At 62.9% G+C, this 22,661-nt stretch carries 24 protein-coding genes and 1 other RNA gene; 18 read left to right on the forward strand and 7 right to left on the reverse strand.

Translation table 11 applies throughout. The features are described 5' to 3' along the window. The 3 genes from HRF45_07505 to HRF45_07515 form a co-directional block, all read right to left on the reverse strand. On the reverse strand, positions 1 to 208 hold a 208-nt coding region (locus HRF45_07505), incomplete at its 3' end, for an alcohol dehydrogenase catalytic domain-containing protein (GenBank protein MEP0766367.1). After that, positions 208 to 1,878, reverse strand: a complete 1,671-nt coding sequence (locus tag HRF45_07510; protein MEP0766368.1) for a ribulokinase — start codon at positions 1,876 to 1,878, stop codon at positions 208 to 210. The genes HRF45_07510 and HRF45_07505, both read right to left, overlap by 1 nt. A gap of 74 nt (positions 1,879 to 1,952) precedes the next feature. After that, positions 1,953 to 2,609, reverse strand: a complete 657-nt coding sequence (locus tag HRF45_07515; protein MEP0766369.1) for a dienelactone hydrolase family protein — start codon at positions 2,607 to 2,609, stop codon at positions 1,953 to 1,955. 78 nt (positions 2,610 to 2,687) lie between these two features. Between HRF45_07515 and HRF45_07520 the strand changes: the two genes are divergently transcribed. Next, positions 2,688 to 3,335 (forward strand): hypothetical protein, encoded by a 648-nt coding sequence (locus HRF45_07520; protein MEP0766370.1) that lies wholly within the window; start codon positions 2,688 to 2,690, stop codon positions 3,333 to 3,335. On the opposite strand, the gene HRF45_07525 is transcribed toward HRF45_07520, so the two are convergent. Together HRF45_07525 and prpB are read right to left on the reverse strand one after the other, a co-directional pair. Further along, positions 3,332 to 4,459, reverse strand: a complete 1,128-nt coding sequence (locus HRF45_07525; GenBank protein ID MEP0766371.1) for a citrate synthase — start codon at positions 4,457 to 4,459, stop codon at positions 3,332 to 3,334. The genes HRF45_07520 and HRF45_07525 overlap by 4 nt on opposite strands. Before the next feature lie 15 nt (positions 4,460 to 4,474). Then, a complete protein-coding gene (gene prpB, locus HRF45_07530) occupies positions 4,475 to 5,350 on the reverse strand; it encodes a methylisocitrate lyase (GenBank protein ID MEP0766372.1) in 876 nt (291 codons plus the stop codon). 221 nt (positions 5,351 to 5,571) lie between these two features. On the opposite strand from prpB, the gene accD reads away from it, so the two are divergent. From accD to HRF45_07545, 3 genes are read left to right on the forward strand one after another with little or no spacing between them, the layout of a single operon-like run. Further along, complete coding sequence (gene accD, locus HRF45_07535; protein MEP0766373.1) at positions 5,572 to 6,396, forward strand: acetyl-CoA carboxylase, carboxyltransferase subunit beta; 825 nt, start codon at positions 5,572 to 5,574, stop codon at positions 6,394 to 6,396. 4 nt (positions 6,397 to 6,400) lie between these two features. Beyond that, positions 6,401 to 6,592, forward strand: a complete 192-nt coding sequence (locus HRF45_07540) for a hypothetical protein (GenBank protein ID MEP0766374.1) — start codon at positions 6,401 to 6,403, stop codon at positions 6,590 to 6,592. After that, positions 6,592 to 7,557 (forward strand): acetyl-CoA carboxylase carboxyltransferase subunit alpha, encoded by a 966-nt coding sequence (locus HRF45_07545; GenBank protein MEP0766375.1) that lies wholly within the window; start codon positions 6,592 to 6,594, stop codon positions 7,555 to 7,557. Before HRF45_07540 ends, HRF45_07545 begins: the two co-directional genes overlap by 1 nt. Positions 7,558 to 7,561: 4 nt before the next feature. Here the strand turns inward: HRF45_07545 and pyrF are convergent, their stop codons facing one another. Next, a complete protein-coding gene (gene pyrF, locus HRF45_07550) occupies positions 7,562 to 8,416 on the reverse strand; it encodes an orotidine-5'-phosphate decarboxylase (GenBank protein ID MEP0766376.1) in 855 nt (284 codons plus the stop codon). 317 nt (positions 8,417 to 8,733) lie between these two features. Between pyrF and HRF45_07555 the strand changes: the two genes are divergently transcribed. The 14 genes from HRF45_07555 (at position 8,734) to HRF45_07620 (ending at position 21,819) form a co-directional block, all read left to right on the forward strand. Then, complete coding sequence (locus tag HRF45_07555) at positions 8,734 to 9,522, forward strand: ABC transporter permease (GenBank protein ID MEP0766377.1); 789 nt, start codon at positions 8,734 to 8,736, stop codon at positions 9,520 to 9,522. A 10-nt stretch (positions 9,523 to 9,532) separates the two neighbouring features. Then, the gene (locus HRF45_07560; protein MEP0766378.1) at positions 9,533 to 10,273 is read left to right on the forward strand and encodes an ABC transporter ATP-binding protein; all 741 of its coding nucleotides are present in this window, start codon (positions 9,533 to 9,535) and stop codon (positions 10,271 to 10,273) included. 14 nt (positions 10,274 to 10,287) lie between these two features. After that, positions 10,288 to 11,697, forward strand: coding sequence for an MCE family protein (locus tag HRF45_07565; protein MEP0766379.1), 1,410 nt, complete (start codon positions 10,288 to 10,290; stop codon positions 11,695 to 11,697). Between the two features lie 28 nt (positions 11,698 to 11,725). Continuing rightward, positions 11,726 to 12,181 (forward strand): 50S ribosomal protein L9, encoded by a 456-nt coding sequence (gene rplI, locus HRF45_07570; GenBank protein ID MEP0766380.1) that lies wholly within the window; start codon positions 11,726 to 11,728, stop codon positions 12,179 to 12,181. 1 nt (position 12,182) lies between these two features. After that, positions 12,183 to 13,550 (forward strand): replicative DNA helicase, encoded by a 1,368-nt coding sequence (gene dnaB, locus HRF45_07575; protein ID MEP0766381.1) that lies wholly within the window; start codon positions 12,183 to 12,185, stop codon positions 13,548 to 13,550. Positions 13,551 to 13,554: 4 nt separating this feature from the next. Beyond that, on the forward strand, positions 13,555 to 14,811 hold the full coding sequence (purD, locus tag HRF45_07580; GenBank protein MEP0766382.1) for a phosphoribosylamine--glycine ligase: 1,257 nt from the start codon (positions 13,555 to 13,557) through the stop codon (positions 14,809 to 14,811). Further along, positions 14,808 to 15,290 (forward strand): 5-(carboxyamino)imidazole ribonucleotide mutase, encoded by a 483-nt coding sequence (gene purE, locus HRF45_07585; GenBank protein ID MEP0766383.1) that lies wholly within the window; start codon positions 14,808 to 14,810, stop codon positions 15,288 to 15,290. The genes purD and purE overlap by 4 nt, the downstream gene beginning before the upstream one ends. Before the next feature lie 177 nt (positions 15,291 to 15,467). Continuing rightward, the gene (locus HRF45_07590; GenBank protein ID MEP0766384.1) at positions 15,468 to 16,766 is read left to right on the forward strand and encodes an adenylosuccinate lyase; all 1,299 of its coding nucleotides are present in this window, start codon (positions 15,468 to 15,470) and stop codon (positions 16,764 to 16,766) included. Positions 16,767 to 16,769: 3 nt separating this feature from the next. Beyond that, positions 16,770 to 17,108: a hypothetical protein gene (locus tag HRF45_07595; GenBank protein MEP0766385.1), complete on the forward strand. Its 339-nt coding sequence runs from the start codon at positions 16,770 to 16,772 to the stop codon at positions 17,106 to 17,108. Between the two features lie 348 nt (positions 17,109 to 17,456). Beyond that, positions 17,457 to 18,389, forward strand: a complete 933-nt coding sequence (locus tag HRF45_07600; GenBank protein MEP0766386.1) for an ABC transporter ATP-binding protein — start codon at positions 17,457 to 17,459, stop codon at positions 18,387 to 18,389. Continuing rightward, the gene (locus HRF45_07605) at positions 18,386 to 19,174 is read left to right on the forward strand and encodes an ABC transporter permease (GenBank protein ID MEP0766387.1); all 789 of its coding nucleotides are present in this window, start codon (positions 18,386 to 18,388) and stop codon (positions 19,172 to 19,174) included. The genes HRF45_07600 and HRF45_07605 overlap by 4 nt, the downstream gene beginning before the upstream one ends. A gap of 1 nt (position 19,175) precedes the next feature. Beyond that, entirely contained in the window at positions 19,176 to 20,534 is a 1,359-nt protein-coding gene (locus tag HRF45_07610; protein MEP0766388.1) for a tetratricopeptide repeat protein, read from the forward strand. Between the two features lie 34 nt (positions 20,535 to 20,568). Then, positions 20,569 to 20,833, forward strand: an RNA gene (ffs, locus tag HRF45_07615) — signal recognition particle sRNA large type. A 50-nt stretch (positions 20,834 to 20,883) separates the two neighbouring features. Beyond that, entirely contained in the window at positions 20,884 to 21,819 is a 936-nt protein-coding gene (locus HRF45_07620; GenBank protein MEP0766389.1) for an RluA family pseudouridine synthase, read from the forward strand. 163 nt (positions 21,820 to 21,982) lie between these two features. Here HRF45_07620 and HRF45_07625 read toward each other — a convergent pair whose 3' ends face one another. Further along, positions 21,983 to 22,564: a leucyl/phenylalanyl-tRNA--protein transferase gene (locus HRF45_07625; GenBank protein ID MEP0766390.1), complete on the reverse strand. Its 582-nt coding sequence runs from the start codon at positions 22,562 to 22,564 to the stop codon at positions 21,983 to 21,985. Positions 22,565 to 22,661: the final 97 nt, after the last annotated feature.

Below are 22,661 nucleotides of genomic sequence, written 5' to 3' on the forward strand. Positions count from 1 at the left end.
CTTCCACCACCCCGACCCCCTCATGGCCCAGCACCATCGGATAGGTTGCCTTGGCGGAGCCTATCGCACCGTGACGGAAGAAATGAAGATCCGAACCGCAGATTCCGACGTGCGTCACCCGCACGCGAACCGAGCCTTCGCGCCGTGGAACCTCATCCAGGGTCCCCTCCTGCACTCGGCCGGCCCAGCAAAGTTGCGCGCAACGCATCAAGCCGTGCCTCTCACTTCATCTCGAATCTCGATGAGTCGCTTCATCACGTGGAACAGGCTTCCCGTCCACTCTTTGCGCCCGAAGGCGTCGTGCAGATCGCGGTAGAGTGAGAACAGCTTCTTATACACAGCATGTGCGGCAGGATCGGGCATGAACGGCTGCGGGCGCAGCGCGGTCATCGCCTCCTGCGCCTCCGGCACGCTGCGATATGCGCCCCCGACCACCGCGGCAGCTACCGCCGAGCCCAGCGCGCAGGTCTGCGCGGAACGCGAGACGTGCATCGGTCGGTTGGTGATGTCGGCGTATATCTGCATCGCGAGGGGGTTCTTTTCGGCAATCCCTCCGCAGTTCGCCACGCGCTCCACCTTCACGCCATACTCCTCGAAGCGCTCCATGATCACCAGCGCGCCGAATGCCGTAGCCTCGATCAGTGTGCGATAGATCTCCTCGGGCCTGGTATGCAGAGTCTGCCCGACGAGGAGCCCGGTCAATCTTTGATCCACCAGCACCGTGCGGTTGCCGTTGTTCCAGTCGAGCGCCAGCAATCCGGACTCCCCCGGCCGAAGCCGTGCGGCCCCCGCGGTTAGCTCCTCGTGGGTGCCGCCTATGTGCGACACGAACCAATTGAAAATGTCGCCTACTGCCGATTGACCTGCCTCCATGCCGAAGTGACCGGGCAGAATGGACCCGTCCACGATGCCGCACAGCCCCGGGATGTCGGGCAGTGGTCGATCGTTGGGTGCGACCATCATGTCGCAGGTGGAAGTGCCGATGATCTTGACCAACGTTCCGGGTCGGATGCCCGTTCCCACTGCGCCGAGGTGTGCATCGAAGGCTCCCACTGCGACCGGAATGCCTGCGGGAATCCCGAAACGCCGCGCCCACACTTCCGCCAACACGCCGGCGGGCTGGTCCACCGTGTATGCCTTGTCGAAGAGCCGCCGACGCAGGTCGCCGAGTTTCGGGTGCAGCGTGCTCAGGAAATCCGCATCCGGCAGCCCACCCCACCCGTCGTTGTACATCGCCTTGTGACCAGCGGCACACACGCTCGGGCGATAGGCTCCGGGGCGACAAGTTCCCGTCAGCACGGCAGGCACGAAGTCCGCGCACTCTATCCAGATGTGGGCCGCGTCGAACACCTCCGGCGCGACGCGAAGGCAATGCAGGATCTTGGACCAGAACCACTCGGACGAGTAGGTACCGCCGCATTTCAGCAGGTAGTGGGGGCGTAGTTCGGCGGCCTTGGCAGTAATTTCCGCAGCCTCTGCGGTGCTCGTGTGGTCCTTCCAAAGCCACGCCATCGCGTTGGGGTTGTCGCGGAATCGCTCGTGGAAAGCGAGAGGCGTGCCCTCTGCATCGAGGGGCAAGGGAGTGCTGCCTGTGGTGTCCACGCCGATGGCCAGAATCTGCGTCGGGTCGAAGCCCGGCTCATTGGCTGCAGCGTCCCGTATGGCACCACGAACGGCCTCGTCCATGCCGGTGAGGTAGTCGTCTGGGTGCTGGCGGGCGAGATCCGGGTCGCGCTCGTCGAGGATGATTCCCTCGACTCCGTGGGGATAGGCGGCCACGTGCGTGCCGACTTCGGCCCCATCGGAGACGCGCACGATCAGTGCACGGACTGTGTTAGTGCCGAAGTCCAGCCCTAGAGCGAAAGAGCGAGTGTCTATCACCGAAGCGGCTCCTTTCGGGGCAGTTCTTCTGCTCCGTTTTTCGACGTGCTGGTGCCGAGACCTGCGTGCGACTAGGCCTTGGTAAGCCGCTCCGCGAGCCACTCAGCGGCATCGGTGGCCTCTCGGTCCGAGATGCCGTGTGCGACAGGGTACTCTCGGTACGTGAGGTCCGCACCGGCGTCGCGGAGGGCAGCCGCTATGGCGTGCCCGGCAGTGAGAGGCACCAGCGGATCGGCAGTACCGTGGGCGATGAAGTAGGGTTTCGCGCGAACCTCCTCCCATCGGTACGGGAGCGCCTCGGTCTCGATGAGGAAACCGCTGAGACCGATCACTCCGGCCACCAGAGACGGCCGATGAAGCGAGACGGCTAGCGACATTGCCGACCCCATGCTGAAGCCGTACAGGAACATGCGCTCTGCATCCACCGGGTAGGTGCGCGGCAAGTGCTCCAGGAACTGCACCAGCAGCCCCAGCGACTCCAAGAAGCTCGGTATGTCGGGAGTGAGGCGCTCGTCAATCTCATGCCAGGTCGCACCGCCGAAGCCATACGGCCGGGGAGCCCTTGCAGAAACTACCGCGACACGCTCTGGCAACAGCTTGCCGAGCGGCAGAAGGTCGTACTCGTCAGCCCCTAGGCCGTGGAGAAACACGACCGCCGGATGGGGTGGGCTCCCAGATCGAGCTGGAGCGTAGATGTGACGAAGGGATAAGGATGGGGAGCGGTCCATGCGATGCGTTGTACCCGCGGGGGTACAGTACGCTGCGCCTGAGGGTGCGCTCAGCGGATTCACGGAGGAGAGGACGGCATGAGAACGGCGGCGCTGGTGATTGCAGCAATGGCGGCAGTGACCGTCCATGGCGACCGGCTCTTCGACATCCCGACGGGTTCCATTGCTCAGCGCGGAACTTTGCGGATGGACTTCTTCGCCGCAACCTCCGACTTGGATCTCAACCGGCAACGCTTGCAGGTGACTGCCACGAAGAACGTGGAGCTGACGGTCTCGCGCGAAGCGCTTCCCGGCATCCACACCCGCGAAAGCCTCGACTTCCACTACAACTACGTCCCTCCGATCACCGAACGCTTCCCCGGCATCAGCGTCGGCGTTCTGGACGTGTTGGGGCACACCAAGGCCGGGCGCGCGCCCTATCTGGCATTCAGCTATTCGCTACCGATGATGAACGCGGCCGCGTGGGAGAAGGATTTTCTGCTGCACTTCGGCTTCGGCAGCGGGGCGATCGGAGGGGTTTTCGCGGGCTTCGAGTTCCCGCTGACCAACAACTTCACCCTATGGGGGGAGCACGACAGCAGACGGATTAATGCCGGCGCTCAGTGGACGCCGTCGAGGGGGCTCGGAATCCGGCTCTTTATGTCCGACAGCCGCGCTTGGTTCGGTCTCGGCTTTATCCACACGTTCGGACGGACGGGCATCCCGGCCGACGACATCGAACCCTAGCGATCCGATAGTGGGACGAACTCCCGAGGCGCTGGTCCGTTGTAGAGCGAGGTCGGGCGGATGATGCGGTTCGCCGACAACTGCTCGATCATGTGCGCCGACCAGCCCACGGTCCGCGACGCCGCGAAGAGGGGCGTATACAGCGGGATAGGCAGGCCTAGAAGGTAGTAGGTCCATGCCGAGGGGAAGTCCAGGTTCGGAAACAGCTTCTTCGCTTCCCACATCTCCTGCTCGATGGCCTCCGCGATCTCGAACCACTTCCAGTCGCCCTTCTGCTCGCACACCCGCTTGCCGAACTCCTTCATCACGCCCGCTCGGCTGTCCGAGTGCTTGTACTCGCGGTGCCCGAAGCCCATCACCTTCTTCTTGGCGGCAAGTGCTTCGCGGATGTACTCCCTCGCCCGGTCCGGCGTGCCGACGTCGAGCAACAACTCCATGGCTGCCTCGTTTGCGCCTCCGTGCAAGGGCCCCTTCAATGCACCGATGGCCGCGATAGTGCCGGAGTAGAGGTCGCTCAACGTGCTCACTACCACGCGGGAGGCAAAGGTCGAAGCGTTCAGGCCATGCTCCATGTAGAGGATCAGCGAGCCGTTGATGACGTGCTCAGCGAGTGGGTCGGGCCTCTGGCCCGTAAGCATATAGAGGATGTTTCCGGCGTGCGAGATGGAGGAATCCGGTTGCACCGGTGGCTCGCCCTGGACAACGATGCGATAGCCGTTTGGAACGAGTGCCCCGATCTGCCCGATGAGCCGAATCGCCTTCCGCATGTTGGCTTCGGCGGAGTGGTCCGTACGGTCCGGGTCGTGCAGTGCAAGCAACGACACGCCTGCCCGCAGTATGTCCATCGGATGCGCTTCCTTGGGGAACGAGCGTAAGGCGTCGTACACTGCGGCAGGAACGCAACGGCCTTCTGCAATCGCAGCGCAGAAGTTCGCGAGCTGGTCGCGATTCGGAAGCTCGCCGTTCAGCACGAGGAAAGCGACTTCCTCGAAGCTCGCTTGTTCGGCGAGCACGTGCACGTCGTAGCCGCGATAGGTCAAGACGCTCCGCTCGACGTCTATGTCCGAGATACCGGAGACGGCTGCAACGACCCCTTGAAGCCCAGGGCTATACTCTGACGCCATACCTTCCCCCCAACGTTAGCCAGGAAAACGTTCCGACAAGGCCCGGTCCGCCTGATCGAATGCTGCGTAGTCGATCAGCTCGTAAAGCTCCTGACGGGTGCGCATCCGATCCAGCAACTCGGATTGGGTCCCGGAGCGCTTCAATTCTGTGTACGTCTCCCCTACCGCTGCCAGCATCACGCGAAAAGCGGTCATGGGAAAGATGACGAGATTGTACCCAAGGGCCCCGAAGCGCTCGGCCGGGATGATTGGCGTCTTGCCGAACTCCGTCATGTTGGCGAGCAGCGGCACGTCGAGTGCAGAGCGAAACGCTGCGAACTCCTCCTCACCCTCCAGCCCCTCGGGAAAGATGGCGTCGGCGCCTGCCTGGACGTAGGCCTGTGCACGCCGCACCGCAGCCTCCACTCCCTCGACGCTTCTTGCATCTGTTCGCGCCATGATCACGAAGTCGGGGTCGGACCGCGCCTCGCATGCCGCCGCGATCTTCTGCTGCATCTGCGAGACGGGAATCACCCGCTTACCGTCCAGATGACCGCAGCGCTTGGGAAACAACTGGTCCTCCAGATGTAGTCCGGCCAAGCCTGCCGCCTCGAACTCGCGGACCGTTCTCATCACGTTGTGCACCTCACCATAGCCCGTGTCGGCGTCGCACAGACACGGAAGGGGCGTGGCATCGGTGATGTATTTTGCCTGGCGCGCCATCTCGGTGAGAGTGAGCAGCCCGATGTCTGGCACGGCCATGAGCGAGTTAGTTACCCCCGCCCCCGAGATGTACAACCCCTCGAATCCGGCTGCCGTGGCGAGACGGGCGGTGACCGCATCGTACACGCCGGGCAGGACGACACCGATGCCGTTCATCAGCGCCCTAAGCTGAGACGCACGTGTTGCCATGCCCCCAATGATGCACCACGAGGCATCCCGAATGCCGACTTGGGAGCGCCATCTCATGGGCGGGTGGTGGTTGCGAAGTAGGGCGCGGATGCCCCCGGTCACTCCAGCGGGGTATACCTGGAGGTCGCGCACAGGATTGCCGCGCCGTGCGGGGAACCTTTCAGGTGGCGCAGCGACGCGCCGGACGAGCGGACACCGGTTGAGCGGAGGACAAGACGCAGATGAACGGCGCATCCGCCCCTACACAGGTGGAGGGCGTAACCGTGGAGAACGCGTGGCTCCATTGCGCTAACCCGAAGTGCAAGAAGACCCTCTTCGCCCGTGAGTTCGAGCGGAGTCTCAAGGTCTGCAAGCATTGCGGGCACCATTCGCGCCTGTCCGCCAGAGAACGCATTGCGGTTACCGCCGACGAGGGCAGCTTCACGGAGTTGTTCGGCGAACTGCGTTCGGCAGATCCTTTGCAGTTCCCAAGCTATGCCGAAAAGATGAGGGCCGCCGAGTCCTCGACGGGTAGCAGCGATGCGCTCCTGGTAGGCACCGCCCTGTTGAACGAGCGACGTGTGGTGCTAGGCGTCATGGAGTTCGGCTTTATGGGCGGCAGCATGGGTTCGGTGGTGGGCGAGCGCATGTACCGCGCATTCGAGCTCGCTGCCAAGGAGAAGCTGCCGGTGATCGTGTTCGCCGCGAGCGGCGGGGCTAGGATGCAAGAAGGCCTGATCGCTCTTATGCAGATGGCCAAGACCGCGGCGGGCGTGAACTTAGTGAACGAGGCCGGCGTTCCCTACATCTCGGTATTCACGAACCCCACAATGGCAGGCGTGCTCGCTTCGTTCGCATCGCTCGGCGACATCATCCTCGCAGAGCCGGGGGCCAAGGTCGGCTTCGCAGGCGAGCGGGTTGCGGCCCAGGCGACCGTGGGCAAGCCCCCGCCGGACTTCCAGACCGCGGAGTTTCAATACCGACACGGCATGATTGACCGTATCGTGCACCGGAAGGACATGCGGCGTACACTGAACGGTCTCATCTCATTGCTGGTGGGAGAGTGAACCGATGTCCAAGGCCGAGACCGAACTGCAGGAACTGCTCAGGGAGCTTCGCGAGAAGGTGGAGCATGTGCGGCGCCTGATGCACGAGCGAGGCGACGCCCTGGACGAAGAGCCGGTCCGTGCGGTCGTGCACATGCGCGTGCCGATGGAGGAAGCCGCGGAGCCGACAGCGAGCGAGGGGGCTGAAGACAGCTAATGGCCCATTTGGACTTCTCGGAGCTCGAGCGGCCGCTACAGGAGCTGCGGCAGCAGATTCAGAAGATCGAGCAGTTCGCTCGCGACAGCAACCTGCCTGAGCCTGCAGAGCTGGCACGCCATCGAGATCACCTCCGCCGCCTCGAGGAGCGGGTCTACTCGAACCTCACTGCGTGGGACAAGACGCTGATCGCACGCCACCCTCAGCGTCCGCAAGCACTCGACTTCGTGCGCAATATGTTCGAGGAGTTCACCGAGCTGCACGGTGATAGGAAGGGCAGCGAGGAGGGGGCGATCGTAGCTGGCCTCGCTCGACTCGATGGCAGGCGCGTGGCCGTCGTCGCACAGCAAAAAGGTCGAGACGCGAAGGAACGCAAGCTGCGTAACTTCGGCATGGCGAGACCTGGCGCCTATCGCAAGGCGATGCGGATGATGGACCTGGCGGATCGCTTCCACCTCCCGTTGATCACGCTGGTGGATACGCCCGCCGCGGATCCGGGAGTGGAGTCGGAGCAAGCGGGCATAAGCTGGGTAATTGCGGAGAGCATGGCGCGCATGTTCCGACTGAAGGTGCCCGTGGTGTCGGCGGTGCTGGGCGAGGGGGGGAGCGGAGGCGCCATCGCTCTGGCCTGCGCGAACAAGGTGCTAATGCTGAAGTACGCCATCTACTCGGTGATTCCACCCGAAGGATGCGCGGCGATCCTTTGGCGTGATCCCAACCGGCGGGCCGAAGCCGCGGCGGCGTTGCGTCTCACCGCGGACGACGCGCTGCACTTCGGGTTGGCCGACGAGGTGGTTCCCGAGCCTCCCGGCGCAGCGCATACCTACCCCTTGGACGTGGCTACATCACTTCGAGAGGCGCTGTCCCGTGCGCTATCCGAGCTGGCACAGGTACCACCATCGGATCTGCTGAGTGAGCGGCGGGCTCGCTTCGAGCGTTTGGGCGTAACTTTGTCGGCGGTGTGATCCGCTAGGCCGAGGGCTCCGGGGTGACCAGCAGTTGCTCCAGTGCCGCAACCGGGTCACGGCTCGCGGTGAGCGCCCGACCCACCACCACGTAACTCGCTCCTGCCTCGAACGCTTCGCCGATGGTCGCCGTGCGCCGCTGGTCGTGCACCTCGGCGCCTGGATGCCGCACTCCCGGACAGACGATGAGGAAGTCGGGGGAGACGAAGGCGCGTATGCGCGGCGCCTCGTGAGCCGAGCAGACCACGCCATCCAGCCCCGAACTCAGGGCCAGCCGCGCCATCGCGTCGGCGTGGTCGTCCACGCTGCGACCTATACCCAGCTCCTCGCGCAAAATCTCGTCGGTGAGGCTGGTCAGCACGGTGACGCCGACCAAGAAGGGCCTCTCGAGCGGCCCGGCGTCCACGGCGGCGTCCACCGCTGCGCGCAACATGGCGCTGCCACCCGAGGTGTGCAGGGTGAGCATCCACACGCCGTAACGTGCCGCTTCGTACACCGCGAGGGCGACGGTGTTCGGGATGTCGTGGAACTTGAGGTCGAGGAAGATGCGTTCGGCACCGGCGTCGCGCAGGCGGGCGATCACGTCCAGTCCGTGATTCACCACCAGCGCCGGTCCGATCTTGAACGACGTGATGCTCTCGGACAGGCTGTGCACTAGGGCCGCGGCATCCTTGAGAGAGCTCGTGTCTAGCGCGACGATTACCCTGCTACGATTCACCCGACACCCCCCGAGCGGATAGCCTATTGTATCCCGTGCCGGCTCCGGTCGGTGACCGCAACCCACCCTCTCCGCCCGGCCGAGCTGTTGCGAGATTGCGTAGCCGCGTAATTCCGGCGTCTCGCTGGTTCCGATACTCATCGCCGGGACGGCGATGCCACGGCTGTAACCCCCCGTGGTTCCGGCGTCCTCGCCGGTTCCGAACCCATCGCCGAGACGGCGATGCCACGATATCTATCTCCCCATCCGCCCTCGGATGGGGGGACTAACACGTGATCCAAAGGCACGAGCAGGCTCGTTCAGCATTCCGTACCGGCCCATCGTGCACCAGCGCGGCTCTCAGGTCCGGGCTGTGCGGCCAAGTGACACATCGGGCCGGAACGAGGCCGGCGGCGTATCCGACGCCCCGTAGACGGTGCTTACTGCGGCGTGCCACTCGGCTATACTTCCACCCGGCAATGAGTCGGGCAGCGACACAGCTTGCGATCGTAGCGAAAGGCGCGTCGCCCATCAAGGGCTTCTTCGAGTTCGTCGGCGACCTTACGCTGCTCACCGGCAGAACCGTGTGGTGGGCGCTACGCCCGCCGTATGAAGTCGGTGAGCTGATGCTGCAGATGGCCTTCGTTGGGGTGGCATCCGTACCCATCGTAGTGGTAACCAGCGCCTTCAGCGGCGCAGTGCTGTCGCTCTACAGCTCTCTGCTGCTCGTCAAGTTCAACGTCGGCTCGCTGACCGGCGGAGCCGTCGGACTTGCAGTCACGCGGGAGCTAGCCCCGGTTCTGGCAGGCATCATGGTGGCGGCGCGATGCGGCTCTGCGATGGCCGCGCAGATTGGTTCGATGAAGGTGACCGAGCAAGTGGATGCGCTCCGTGCGCTGTCGGTATCTCCCATCGGCTATTTGGTTGTGCCGCGAGTGTTCGCCAGCGTGCTGATGCTGCCGGTACTGTGCTTGCTCGGCATGTACGGCGGCGTGATCGGTGGGCTCGTCGTCGGGAAGTCGCTGGGGGTACCGACGGCGGCGTTCATGCGCACGCTCACGCAGTTCGTCGAGCCATGGGACATCTATGGAGGGTTGATCAAGTCGGTGTGTTTCGGCCTCATCGTCGCGATAGTGAGCTGCCGGCAGGGCTTGGTGACGGAAGGTGGCGCGGTCGGTGTTGGACGCTCCACCACGAACGCCGTGGTGTACTCTATGGTACTGATCTATATCGTCAACTACTTCTTGGCCGCATGGCTGTTCACGTGATGGAACGGGCATGATCCGAGTGGAAGGGCTGACAGTTCGTTTCGGAGACCGGGAGGTCCTGAACGGCATAGACCTCGATTTCCCGCGCGGTCAGACCACGGCAATCATGGGTGCATCCGGTGGAGGCAAGACCACCCTACTTCGCTGCATCGCCGGGCTGATCCCTGCAACCGAGGGCCGTGTGTTCTTCGATGGTACGGATGTCACCAGGCTGCCCGAGCGGAAGCTGCTACCCTTCCGGAGGCGGACGGGCTTCGTGTTTCAGTACGCGGCATTGTTCGACTACCTGACCGTCGGCGAGAACGTCGCGTTCGGCGCGCAGCGTCTCGGGCATACTCCGCGCTCGCGTATACCAGACTTGGTGAAGGAGAAGCTCGCCCTCGTCGGGATGCAGGACACGGAGCACCTCTACCCCAGCCAGCTTTCGGGCGGCATGAGAAAGCGCGTCGGCCTAGCGCGAGCCATCGCGACCGAGCCCGAAGTGTTGTTCTACGACGAGCCGACGAGCGGCCTCGACCCCGTAATGGCGTATACGATAGACACGCTCATCCGGGACCTGAAGACACGGCTCGGCGTCACGTCCGTAGTTGTCTCGCATGACGTGAACAGCGTGTTTCGGGTAGCGGATCGGGTGGCGGTTTTGGCCAAAGGGCGTATCGTGGAGATGGGGGACCCGGCTACAATACGGGCGAGCAGGCAGCCGGACGTCGTGGAGCTTCTGTCGGCGTACGGGGCCTCTTCTCTGGAGTAAGGAGGCGGCATCCGATGCAGTCGGCGACATGGAAAGTGGGCTTGCTGGTTGTCGTCTTCGCTGCACTGGCGTACGGCGTGTACGTGCTGTTCGGCGCGCGACTTACGGGCGAGAACGTGTACCGAGTGTACGCGGACTTCGAGAACATCGGAGGGCTCACCAAAGGCGCCAAGGTGATGATGGCCGGCGTGGACGTGGGCATGGTGGAGGCCATCGAGTTGATGTCTGCACACCGCGCCCGGGCCACTCTCGCCATCCGCCGCGGCGTTCGCATTCCGGAAGGCACTACCGCACGCCTGCCCGGCTCGGTGTTCCTGCCCGCGGACCAAAAGGTTGACCTCATTCCGCCGACCGAGATCGTGGGGTTCCTCGAGCCTGGCCAGGTGATGAGGGGCACGCTGGGAGAGACGCTCGAGAGCATCCTGCCAGAAGGTCGCAAAACCCTAGTCGCCGTGCAGGAAGCAATCAAGGCGCTGCAGGCTGTCGTGGAGGACCAAGAGTATCAGCTTCGGCTCAAGAGCATCTTAGCCAACGCCGATCTGACGAGTGCGCAGATTGCGTTGCTGTCCCGGAGGCTGAATCGCTTTGCTTCGGACAACGAGGCCATTCTGAACCGCATCATTCGGGATGCAGCAGCCGCGACCGCAGATGTGAAGGTGGCTGTCGCCGCCGCCACGGACTTCATCAGTGATCCGCAGTGGAAGAGCCGGGCCGAGGCCCTTCTCGATTCGCTCCAGCTCACTGCAGACCGAACGCAACAGCTCGTCGCCTCGGTGGACGAACTGGTGAGCGATCGGGAGCTTCAGGCCAATATCCGCTCGACGGCCAAGAACGTGGACAGCATCACGCAGAGCGGCGTGGAGATGGCGGCGACGGGCAAGGAGATCGCCGAGAACGTGAAGCTGTTCTCCGAAAAGGCCAACGTGCTGGCAGACGATGCATCCGAAATAGCTGCAGAGGCGAAGACACTCCTGAATCGCCTCAACGAGATCGTGCAGGGGGTGCCGACGATCCGCCCGCCTCGCTTCGGTGAGCCCCAGACCCGGTTAGACTTCCTTCGGGACACGGGCCTGTCGCGTTTTCGGACAGATATCTTCATGGACTATCCGCTGACCTCGAGCACCCGACTTTTCGGAGGGGTGTACGACGCGACCGAGGATAACAGCATCACCCTGCAATACGGGATTCGGCACTCGCCGAGGGTCTCCAGCCGGTATGGTCTCTACGCCTCCAAGCCAGGGGTTGGGGTAGACTTCGCGCTGTCACCGCGCATGTGGTTGGAGGCCGATGCGTTCGACCCCAACGACTTGTCGTTCAACGTACGCGCTCGGTTCGGAATAGGTCCCAACTGGGGCGGCTTCTTCGGAGTAGACCGCATCTTCGAGGACAACAGCCTTATCCTCGGGATGTCCGTGTGGCGGTGATCCCAACCTGACTCGAGGGGCTGTGGCTATGGACGTTATTCTCAACCAAACAATCGCAAAAGTGGGGCACGCGGGCGACGTAGTGCGAGTGTCGGACGGCTACGCGAGGAACTTCCTGATCCCTCGCGGGCTTGCTCAACCGGCAACACGCGGCACCCGCAAGGCGCACGAGGGACTCGTCAAGGCGCTGGACAAGAAGTCTAGCGAGATCCAGCTAAAGGCCGAGGAGCTGAAAAGCAAGCTGGATGGGCAGGTCCTGACGATGGAGGGTCGCTGTGCCAAGAACTCGACAAAGCTCTTCGGGACGATTACGACGACGCAGATCGCAGAGGCCATCAAGGAGCGGTTCCACGTCGAGGTGGACAAGCGGGTCATCGGGCTGATTCACCCGCTGAAGAGCGTCGGGAGCCATCCCGTCGTGCTGCACTTGCATCGTAACGTGGATGCCAACATGACCGTAGAGATCATCCCGGTCGAGGCATAGGATGGTCTCAGTCCCCGAGCGCGTTCCGCCGCAAGACTTGGACGCCGAGATGTCCGCGCTGGGCGCGATGATGTTCAGTGCCCAAGCGTTGGAAGCCGTGCTGCAACACTGCCGCTCGGAGGACTTTTACCGCCCGTCCCACCGCGCGATCTTCGACTCCATCGCGTCCTTGGTGGATCGAGGGGAGGCGGTAGACCCGATTACAGTCAAGGACGAACTGCAGCGGGTCGGCAAGCTGCAGGAGTGCGGAGGCATGGACTACCTGCTGCAGCTCACCGAGTCTGTGCCGAGCGCCGCGAATGCGGGCTACTACGCGAACATCGTCGTGGAGAACGCTATTCGTCGCAATCTGCGCTCGGCAGGGGCGGAGGTAATGCAGCTCGCGTACGGTGAGGACGAGGTCGCTGAGGTCATAGACCAGGCGGAGCAACGCATCTTCGCCGTGGGTCAGCGGCGGATGGGCAAGGACTTCCAGCCAGCGAAGCATCTCATCACCGAGTATTTCGAGCGCGTCGAAGAAGCCTACGCCACACACAAGAGGCAGATGGGAATGCCGACGGGATTTGCAGACTTAGACGATCTAACCACGGGCTTGTACCCTTCCGATTTCATCATCATCGCTGCGCGCCCATCGGTCGGAAAGACGGCTCTGGCTCTGCACATCGCGATGAACTGCGCGATGCGTCACCAGGCCACGACAGCCTTTTTCAGTCTGGAAATGTCCGCCTCTCAACTCGCGCAGAGAATGGTGTGCTCGGTGGCGGGCATCAACTCGCAGCGCGCGCGCACCGTGAACCTCAGCGAGGACGACTTCGACCGCATTCACGCCGCAGCGGACAAGCTGTATACCATTCCGCTCTACATTGACGACAGCTCGGACATTTCCACACTCGAACTGATGGCCAAGTGCCGGCGCCTCAAGGCGCAACACGGCCTTGGCCTCATCGTTGTGGACTACCTCCAGCTCATGCGCGGCGCGAAGCGCAATGAGAACCGCACACAGGAAATCTCGGAGATCGCGCGCGGCCTGAAGCGGATCGCCAAGGACCTGGAAGTGCCGGTCATCGCGCTTTCACAGCTCTCTCGATTGGTGGAACATCGTGAGAATAAGAGGCCGGTGCTGAGTGACCTTCGCGAGTCGGGCTCCATCGAGGCGGAGGCCGACGTAGTCATGCTCCTCTACAGGGCGAGCTACTACAAGCAGGAGGCAGAAGGGGAGACGGCCGAGGAGGACGCCAGGGCACCCGGCGAGCCGGACACCGTGGAGGTCAACATCGCCAAGCACCGCAACGGCCCCACCGGCGTCGTGAAGCTCGCCTTCCAGCGCGAGTACGCAAGGTTCCTATCGTTCGCGCGAGGATCGGAGTAGGCCGATGCGAGTGCTGGTGATCGGGGGAGGCGGAAGAGAGCACGCTCTGGCATGGAGGCTGTCCCAGTCGAGGTCGGTGCGGAAGGTGTACTGCGCGCCGGGCAATGGCGGAACATGGACGTGTGCGGAGAATGTGCCCGCAAAGCCAGAGGACGCGGTGCGTCTTAGCCGCGAGCTGCAGATTGATCTGGTAGTCGTCGGTCCCGAGGGACCGTTGATCCAAGGGCTTGCGGACAGGCTGCGTGCGGAGGGTATCGCGGTGTTCGGCCCAGGTGCGGGAGCCGCCCGTCTGGAAGGCTCGAAGGCTTTCGCAAAGGCTTTGATGGCAAAGGCAGGGATTCCGACCGCTGAGTTTCAGTCCTTCGATGACCCGGCGTTGGCTCGCGAGTACGTGACCCAGGCGTACGCCCGGGGCACGAAGCTGGTCGTGAAAGCGAGTGGAGAGGCATTCGGCAAGGGCGCAATAGTTACCGACACCGAAGCCGAAGCCCTGCAGGCGGTCGAGGACATGATGGTCCGGCGCGTGCTGGGTGATGCGGGCGCAACGGTCGTGATCGAGGAGCGCATGGAAGGCCCCGAGCTGTCGCTCTTCAGCTTGCGCTCCGCCGGGCAAGGTTTTCTTACTCCTGCGGTCCGCGACTACAAGCGGGCGCTGGATGGCGGCCGCGGCCCCAACACCGGAGGCATGGGCGCCCGTACGCTGCACGGGATATACCAGCCCGATACGTTGGACGAGATGCACGAAGTGTTCTGCGACCGCGCTGCCGAGGCGCTCAAAGCAGAGGGCCACCCGTTCGTGGGCCTACTGTATGCGGGGCTGATGCTCACGGCCCACGGTGCACGGTGCCTGGAGTACAACTGTCGCTTCGGCGACCCGGAGACTCAGGTCCTGGTCCGCATCGGCGACGATGATTGGGGCGAGATGCTGTACGGTCTGGCTACCGGCAAGCCCATCGCGGCGCCAACGTGGCAACCGATGAGGCACGTCGTGGCCATCACCGTCGCGTCGAAGGGCTATCCCGGTGAGGTCCGCAAGGGACTGCCGATTTCGGGCCTCGAGCACGCAGCGCTCTTGGACGACGTGATGGTGTTCCACGCCGGCACGGTTCGAGAGGACGGAAAGCTGCTGACGAACGGCGGACGTGTGCTTTCGGTCACCGCAGCAGGCGACACGCTGGAGCAAGCACGAAACAGGGCTTACGAAGCGGTGGAGCTGGTGCGCTTCGAGGACATGCACTACAGAAGGGACATCGCGGTATGAGCGAACCGACGGTCGCGGTTCTGATGGGCAGCGAGTCGGATACCCCTAAGCTGGAGCCCGCGTTCGATACTCTGAGAGAGTATGCCGTGCCATTCGAGGCGCGGGTGCTGAGTGCCCATCGGTCTCCGGATCTCGTGGCAGAGTACGTGAAAGCGGCGCCATCGCGAGGAACGAAGGTGTTCGTGTGCGCGGCGGGGATGGCTGCTCATCTGGCCGGAGCCGTTGCCGCGAACACGCACTTGCCCGTGATCGGCATTCCGATCCGAGCCGGTGCCCTAGAGGGTCACGACGCGTTGCTTTCGACAGTACAGATGCCTCCAGGAGTGCCGGTGGCAACAGTAGCGATTGACGGCGCCAAGAACGCCGCGCTGCTAGCGATTCAGATGCTGGCACTGTCCGACGAGCGGCTGGCCGGGCTGCTGCAGGAGAAGAAGCGGGCGATGGCGGAGGCCATGGCTGCCAAGCCGCCGATCGTGTAGGCGTTTGGGCGTTACATCCCAAGCAACGGTCGGGGCAAAGTGCCTGGACTTCCGCCCTGCGGGAGTAACGATTCTGCGCCGGTGCTCGACTTGCCATTCCCGCGAAGGCGGGAATCCAGTTAGGATGGCGGCAAAGTGGGCGCTGGCAAGGGTGAGCCCCGGAGGGAAGAGCATGCCATGATCGAACGCTATCAGACACCCGAGATGCGAGACATCTGGAGCGACGAGGCACGCGCGGCCACGTGGCTCCGAGTGGAGATCGCGGTGTGTCGCGCCCTTTCGGCAACAGGTGTCATCCCACCCGAGGATTTCGAAGCAATCGTCTCCGGGGCGCGATTCGACCTGCGGCGGATGGCGGAGCTAGAACAGGTCACCAGGCACGATTTGATGGCCTTCGTGCGCAACGTCGAGGAGAACATCGGGCCGGCGGGCCGTTGGGTTCACTACGGCGTCACTTCTTACGACATCATAGACACCGCACTGGCACTTCAGCTCACCCAGTCGCTGGACATTCTCTTCGCTGAAGCCGGCGAGTTGAAGGGCGTGATCGGCGAGATAGCTACGCGACACCGTGACACGCCGATGATGGGGCGCACCCACGGGGTCCATGCAGAACCCATCACTTTCGGTTTCAAGCTGGCCGGCTGGTACGCCGAGGTGTCGCGATGGGAGCAGCGACTTCGGGCGGCTCGCGAGGAAGTTGCCGTCGGCAAGGTGTCGGGCGCAGTCGGCGTGCATGGAGTACTGGACCCCGGCATCGAGGCTGCTGTGTGCGCCGAGCTCGGCCTCCGACCCGACCCGGCTTCCACTCAGATCGTCTCGCGGGATCGCCACGCGTTCGTGCTGGGCTGCCTGGCGGGACTAGGGGCGACCATCGAGCGCTTCGCGACCGAACTACGCAACCTACAGCGAACCGAGATTCGCGAGGTCCAAGAGGGGTTCGCCAAGGGGCAGACAGGGTCGAGTGCCATGCCGCACAAGCGCAACCCGTGGAACAGCGAGACGCTGTGCGGCCTCGCCCGGGTTCTGCGAGGGAATGCACTGGCCATGATGGAATCGGTGGCGACCTGGCATGAGCGTGACCTATCGAACTCGAGCGCCGAGCGCATCGTGTTCCCGGACAGCTTCCACCTGGCGCACTTCATGCTGCGGAAGCTCACGAGCATCCTGCGGGGCCTCCGCGTGGATGAAGAGCGGATGGCCACCAACCTTCGGCTGATGCGCGACCTGCCGATGAGCGAGCACGTTCTGCTGGCCTTGGTGCGGGCAGGGTTGTCGCGCGAAGAGGCGTACGCAGCCGTGCAACGTGCGGCGGCGCGGGCTTGGGCAGGAGAGGACTTTGCTGCTGCGCTGCAGGATGACCCGGTGGTTTCGAGCAGGCTCTACGACGAGCAGCTCGCCGAGTGCCTGAGTCTGGAGCATCACCTCAGGAACGTTCGTCACACGTTGCGAGCCGTGGGACTGGACGCAGACTAGCGAATGGTCGCGCTGGAGCTTGCGGCTCTGCTGTACGCGCTCCTCGGTTATGCAATCCTCCTGTACATGGGTTACAGGACTTTCGTACACCTATGCGTCCGTTGGGGCCTGGTGTGGCACGAAGCACTAAACCCCTACGCGCTGCGTGCGGCTGCCCTCGCCACGATCCCGTTGGTCGGCGTGTCGGTCATGATTGCTTTCGGCCTCCTGGAGCCGAAGGGGAACCTAGCCCAGGCCGGATTCGTGACAGCGCTTCTGGCCTTCATCGTGCTGGTGGTCTACCAGGCGTGGACGTTCGCGCAGTCCGCACCGGAGGACGACGACGCTGGCGACACTCGGTAGGGGCGGGCGAGGCAAAAAAAGAGCGGGAATGCCGAAAGGAGAGCAAAGCACATTCCCGCAATCTGCTTTCCGACCTTGCTCGTTCACTCTCGTTCGCGTCCGCGGTGGAGACACTGCGCACGGGTCCCGCAGAGTGCCCGAGCGGTCTTCGATTAGCTTTCTGTTTGCCAATCTATTATACGTATTTACTAGGGCATTTAGTTCGACCTAGAAAGAGCGAGCAGCACAAATCCTCGATATTTTGCCCGCTCGCTTCTCCTCGGTTCACACCGGAGATTCGTTGACACTCGATCCAGGCGACCAGTATAATCATATCCCGCCCGCAGTGCTGGAGCGAGGAGGAACTGTTTGACGCCCGCCATTCGCACCGAGAACCTAACCAAGACTTACAACTCGCGGTGGCAAGGGAAGCGGAACGCTGTTGACAACCTGACCCTGACGGTAAGCGAGGGCGAGATCTTCGGACTTTTGGGCCCGAACGGCGCCGGCAAGACCACCGTGATCAAAATGCTCCTGAGCATCATCTACCCCACGTCGGGTCGGGCCTGGATCATGGAGCGCGACATAGGCGATATCCGTCTCCACTTCGACCTGAGCTACCTACCCGAGAAGCCCTATTACTACGAGCACATGACCGGCCTCGAGGTGCTGGACTATTACGGCAAACTGTTCCGCATCCCGACTAAGGAGCGGGACCGACGAGCCGCTGAGCTGTTGGAGCGGGTCGGCCTCGCGGGGGACGCGCACAAGCCCATTGGTCAGTACTCCAAGGGCATGCAACAGCGCATCGGACTGGCCCAGTGCCTACTGAACGACCCCAAGATTCTGTTCTTGGATGAGCCTACGGGTGGACTGGACCCGCTCGCGCACACACAGATTCGTTCGCTGATCCTGGCGCTGCGCGACGAGGGGAAGACGGTCTTCATCAGTTCGCACGAGCTCTCCGAGGTAGAGCGAATCTGCGACCGCGTGGCGATGATGTTCGAGGGAAGGGTGATCAAGGAAGGAACCCTCGATTCGCTGCTTGCCGGCGGGCGCATCGAGATGATTGCGGAGGGCGTGCCGCAAGAGGTTCACGACAGGTTACACCGCGATGGCGTGATCGTTTCGCTTAGTGAGGGTAGGCTGATCGCTGACTTCCCTGACGACGGGTCGGTAAACGAAGCCGTTGACCTGGTGCGGTCGAAGCAGGGCCGCGTCATCAGCATCATCCCGCGAAGGAAGCGTCTAGAGGACTGGTTCGTGGAGACCGTCGGCGCCGCGCAGGAGGTGAGTGCGTGATCCCCATCCTGGCGATTGCCGGAACGACACTCGGCGAGGCCATCCGGCGCAAGGTGCTCTTGATCATCTTACTCATCGGCCTGGGGCTCCTGATCGTGACCCCGGGGCTGCAGCAGCTCTCGCCGCGCCAGGCCAACACGGTGGTTATCGCGTTTGGTCTCGGGGTGATTCAGATGGTCGGGGCGCTGGTCGCGGTGGTGCTCACGATCAGCCTGATTCCTCAGGAGATAGAGCGCCGCACGATCTACACCATCTTGGCGAAGCCGGTACAGCGCCATCAGTTTCTCATCGGCAAGTTCCTCGGTAGCGTGGCCACCATCCTCGTGTTGATGGCGATGATGACCGTCGTGTTCATCCTGGTGTTCTACTTTGCACCCGGCCAAGAGAAGCAGCTTCCACCGAACCTGTGGCAGGGCCCGACGCTGTTCTTCCTGCAGATGGTGATCCTCGCGGCCGTTGCGATGTTTTTCAGCACGTTCGTGTCGCCGCTCGTAAACTTCTTCCTTAGCTTCGGCGTGTACGTGGTGGGCAATCTGGCTAATCCGTTGTTCGAGTCGCTTGCCAGCGGTCGCGGGGTGAGCGAGATTGCGCGAGTGGGGGCTGTGCTCATTCACTACGTGCTGCCCAACTTCGCGAACTACAACGTGCAGAATCCGATCATCAACCCGGAGTCGGTGGTGGGCAGCCCGCAGGTGTACGTCATTCAGGTGCTGCTGTACGCGGTGGTATACACGAGCATCCTGCTGTTGGGCTCGGTGCTGATTTTCGACAGGCGCGAGGTGTAAGTTGAGGTCGCGCAAGCTGCTCATCGGCCTCTTGATCGCGGCAGCCATCGTCCAAGGCGGGCTTCAGGCGACAATCGATCCGTTGTGGCGGAAGTACTACGCGCCCAAGAACTTGTACGCCGTGGGGCTCTCGCCCGAGCAGATGCTCTTCGCGCTGGTGGGCTTTCGTGAGGTGCTCGCCGGCATCCTGTGGGTACGGGCGGACGAGTTCTTCCACAGCGGAAACTATGACGCGATCCTGCCCATCGTTCGTCTCGTGACCATCCTTGACCCGCACCAGATCGACGTTTACGTCACGGGTGCGTGGCACATGGGTTACAACTTCACGGATGAGGATCAGCGGTCCGATAGGCGATACCTCGCCCCGGCTTTGATGCTGTTGGAGGAGGGCATTCGGAACAATCCCAACACCTATGAGATGTGGTTCGAGTTGGGCTGGATGAAGTACCACAAGATCCAAGATTTCCCGGGAGCGGTCGTCGCATTCGAGAAGGCTGTGACGTTCGACGACATCCCGCTTGCACGTCGCAACATTCTGGCGCATGCCTACGAGAAGAACGGCCAGATATGGAAGGCGCTGGAGTACTACAAGAAGCTGTACGCCATCAATCAAGAGCTGGTCGAGGAGTTCCCGGATTCCGACTCCGCCAAGATCGGCCGCGACACGGTGGAAAGCAATTTGGACCTCCACATCATCCGAATGGCCGCGCGTGGCTATTTCGCAATGAAGCGTGGGGACTACAACCAAGAGGGCCGCTACACCACGCTGCCACCGTTGGAACAGATGAACTTCGGCGCACGCGTATCGGTGATCGAGCCAGGGGTAATTCGCGTAGTGGGTACGCTGGGCCTCGCCCCCATCGGCGCGCGCGTCCGCTGCACGCTGAAAGACGCGGGCTACGTGTTGGACCTTTCACCCAAGGAGTTCACGTTCGAGATTGACAAAGATGTGACGTACATGCAGGACGAGTTGTTCAACCGAAAGAAGCGTTTCGCCCGAACGATCAACATGTCCAAGGACCCCGTCATGTACCCGTTCATTGCGGACAAGTACGACGTGGAGTTCTTGTGGTCTCCGAGGTGGGCGCCACCGCACGTGCAGGACCGTTTGGGTTGGAATGGCGAAGGCATGGATGACAAGCGCTACCTGGACACTTCGGTACCAGGGCTACGTCAGATTCGAGCGGTGATTCACTTGACCCGAGAGCAGCTCTTGCGCACCGGCGAGTGGAGGGATAAGGTGCCGGTGGTGGAGACGGAGGGCTTCGTCGAGGTGCCGGAGCCACCAAAGCGATATCGCCGGGTCGATCCGTCCAAGATTCCGGGTCCGCCGACGGGCCCCGAACAACAGAATCAGTAGTGTAGTGTTTGCATGGGGTGGCCCTGATCGGTCGGGGCGCTAGACGGGGAGCCAGCGGTGCCCTGTACCCGAAATCCGCTATAGCGGGGTCGAATGCTCGCCCCCGGCGTTTCTCCGGTGCGAAACGCCGCGTATCGGCGGTGTCGAGGTTCGGGCCCTGCGCGACGGAATCTCGGCGAACTCCGCCAGGTCCGGAAGGAAGCAACGGTAAACCGACCTTTCCGTGCGCCGCAGAACTCCCGAAAGGAGCCGTCGAGGCGCGGACGCCGTATCGGCGGGCGACAAAGGCGAGTGCGCCCCGACCCGTCGGGGTCATCCCATGCAGCTCATGCACCATGGAGTTCAGTCAGTGCGGCGTTTCGAGGTCGGACCTGCGGAGGCCGGAGAGCGGCTCGATGTGTACGTGGCTCGGCGGCTGCCGGAGCACAGTCGAGCAAGAATCGCACGAGCAATTCGCGAGGGTCTGATCACGGTCTCTGGGAGGACTGCGAAGCCGGGCCTCCAACTCACCCAAGGCCAGATCGTGCACTGTCACGACATTCCCAACCTTGCACCGTCCGAAGTGCTCCAAGCCGAGGCCATTCCCCTCGACATCGTGTATGAGGACGAGTACCTGCTGGTTGTCAACAAACCGCCGGGCATGGCATCCCATCCAGGCCCCGGCGTGCGACGCGGGACGCTGGTGCACGCACTGCTTGGTCGAGGCGGCTCGCTCGCCGAGGGCTCCGCACCGTTTCGGCCCGGGATCGTCCATCGGTTGGACAAGGACACTTCGGGGCTGTTACTCGTCGCGAAGACCGATGCGGCGCACTGGAGGCTATCGCGCATGATCGCGCGGCGAGAGGTGACACGGCTCTACGAGTGTATTGTCGTAGGCAACCCACGAGAGGAGCGATTCACTGTCGACGCGGCTATAGGACGACACCCCAAGAACCGCAAGAAGATGGCCGTGCTGCCTCAGGATGCACCATGGGCGAGACCCGCAAGGACTGACTTCGAAGTGGTGGAGCGGTTCCCGGGCTTTGCGCTACTGCAAGCGCGTCTGCACACCGGACGGACGCATCAGGTGCGGGTGCACCTGGCATCCATTGGACTGCCCATCCTGGGAGACGCGACGTACGGTTCCCAATCGGCCGGAAGGGATGTCGCGTCTTCGCTAGTCGGCCAGGCGCTTCACGCCTTTAGGCTGGAATTGCGACATCCCTTCACCGACCATCCCCTCTTCTTAGTCGCGGCACGACCGCTCGAGTGGAAAGTCGTGCTTCGTGCGCTGGGTTCCCCGTAAGAACATCTCCGCATGCGGGCTGCGGAGCGTCCGGGGCCGCTCGCGCTTTGTAGCCAAACAGGCTACTTCACACACTGTACAGCCGTGCAGGCGATGTGACAACCGTTCATCTTAGCGGGAAGACCGCTACAGGCGCGCTAACCCGCCAGATTGCCGGCACCGATCAGTCGCCGAAGTGACGGGTCTCGCGGCATGCGACCGAAAGCCTTCGTAGGTACTCGGCCAAGGGGATCTCTATCACGCCCAGGGATGCCAAGTGGGGGGTCTGGTACTGCACATCGAGCAACTCATAGCCGTGCTCGGCCAGTCGTTCGACGAGCGCATGCAGGGCTACCTTCGAAGCGTCCGTCTCTCGGTGGAACATGGACTCCGCCATGAACGCAGCACCGAGGGAGACGCCATAGACGCCTCCGACGAGTTTGCCCTGGCGCCATGTCTCCACGCTGTGCGCATGACCCATTCGGTGCAGTTCCGTGTAGGCGCGGACGATGTCCTCCGAGATCCAGGTCTCGTCGCGGTCGGCGCAGCCTCGCATCACTCCCTCGAAGTCGCGGTCGGTGGTTACGTCGAATCTGCCGGAGCGCAGCACTCGTCGTAAGGAGCGACTGACGTGCATTGCACGTATGGGCAGAATAGCGCGAGGATCGGGGCGAAACCACCAAATCTCACCCGTCGCGGGGTCGGCCATCGGGAAGATGCCATGCATGTATGCCTTGATCAAGCCTTTTGGCGAAAGATTCAGCATGGACGAGCGAGAGCACCTCTGTTATCACATAATGATCTTTGACTTTCCGCGAGAAGTGCGTTACAATAACGAGTACCGGACATTGGGAAGACGTTGC

This window comes from Fimbriimonadia bacterium (assembly GCA_039961735.1).
Taxonomy (GTDB): domain Bacteria; phylum Armatimonadota; class Fimbriimonadia; order Fimbriimonadales; family JABRVX01; genus JABRVX01.

Coding starts and splice junctions, on each gene's coding strand:
- accD (MEP0766373.1), top strand. CDS start 5,572: ATGAACGGCGCATCCGCCCCTACACAGGTGGAGGGCGTAACCGTGGAG.
- HRF45_07595 (MEP0766385.1), top strand. CDS start 16,770: ATGGTCGCGCTGGAGCTTGCGGCTCTGCTGTACGCGCTCCTCGGTTAT.
- HRF45_07565 (MEP0766379.1), top strand. CDS start 10,288: ATGCAGTCGGCGACATGGAAAGTGGGCTTGCTGGTTGTCGTCTTCGCT.
- HRF45_07540 (MEP0766374.1), top strand. CDS start 6,401: ATGTCCAAGGCCGAGACCGAACTGCAGGAACTGCTCAGGGAGCTTCGC.
- purD (MEP0766382.1), top strand. CDS start 13,555: ATGCGAGTGCTGGTGATCGGGGGAGGCGGAAGAGAGCACGCTCTGGCA.
- purE (MEP0766383.1), top strand. CDS start 14,808: ATGAGCGAACCGACGGTCGCGGTTCTGATGGGCAGCGAGTCGGATACC.
- HRF45_07520 (MEP0766370.1), top strand. CDS start 2,688: ATGAGAACGGCGGCGCTGGTGATTGCAGCAATGGCGGCAGTGACCGTC.
- HRF45_07515 (MEP0766369.1), bottom strand. CDS start 2,609: ATGGACCGCTCCCCATCCTTATCCCTTCGTCACATCTACGCTCCAGCT.
- HRF45_07525 (MEP0766371.1), bottom strand. CDS start 4,459: ATGGCGTCAGAGTATAGCCCTGGGCTTCAAGGGGTCGTTGCAGCCGTC.
- dnaB (MEP0766381.1), top strand. CDS start 12,183: ATGGTCTCAGTCCCCGAGCGCGTTCCGCCGCAAGACTTGGACGCCGAG.
- HRF45_07560 (MEP0766378.1), top strand. CDS start 9,533: ATGATCCGAGTGGAAGGGCTGACAGTTCGTTTCGGAGACCGGGAGGTC.
- HRF45_07590 (MEP0766384.1), top strand. CDS start 15,468: ATGATCGAACGCTATCAGACACCCGAGATGCGAGACATCTGGAGCGAC.
- pyrF (MEP0766376.1), bottom strand. CDS start 8,416: ATGAGTATCGGAACCAGCGAGACGCCGGAATTACGCGGCTACGCAATC.
- HRF45_07625 (MEP0766390.1), bottom strand. CDS start 22,564: ATGCTGAATCTTTCGCCAAAAGGCTTGATCAAGGCATACATGCATGGC.
- prpB (MEP0766372.1), bottom strand. CDS start 5,350: ATGGCAACACGTGCGTCTCAGCTTAGGGCGCTGATGAACGGCATCGGT.
- rplI (MEP0766380.1), top strand. CDS start 11,726: ATGGACGTTATTCTCAACCAAACAATCGCAAAAGTGGGGCACGCGGGC.
- HRF45_07545 (MEP0766375.1), top strand. CDS start 6,592: ATGGCCCATTTGGACTTCTCGGAGCTCGAGCGGCCGCTACAGGAGCTG.
- HRF45_07555 (MEP0766377.1), top strand. CDS start 8,734: ATGAGTCGGGCAGCGACACAGCTTGCGATCGTAGCGAAAGGCGCGTCG.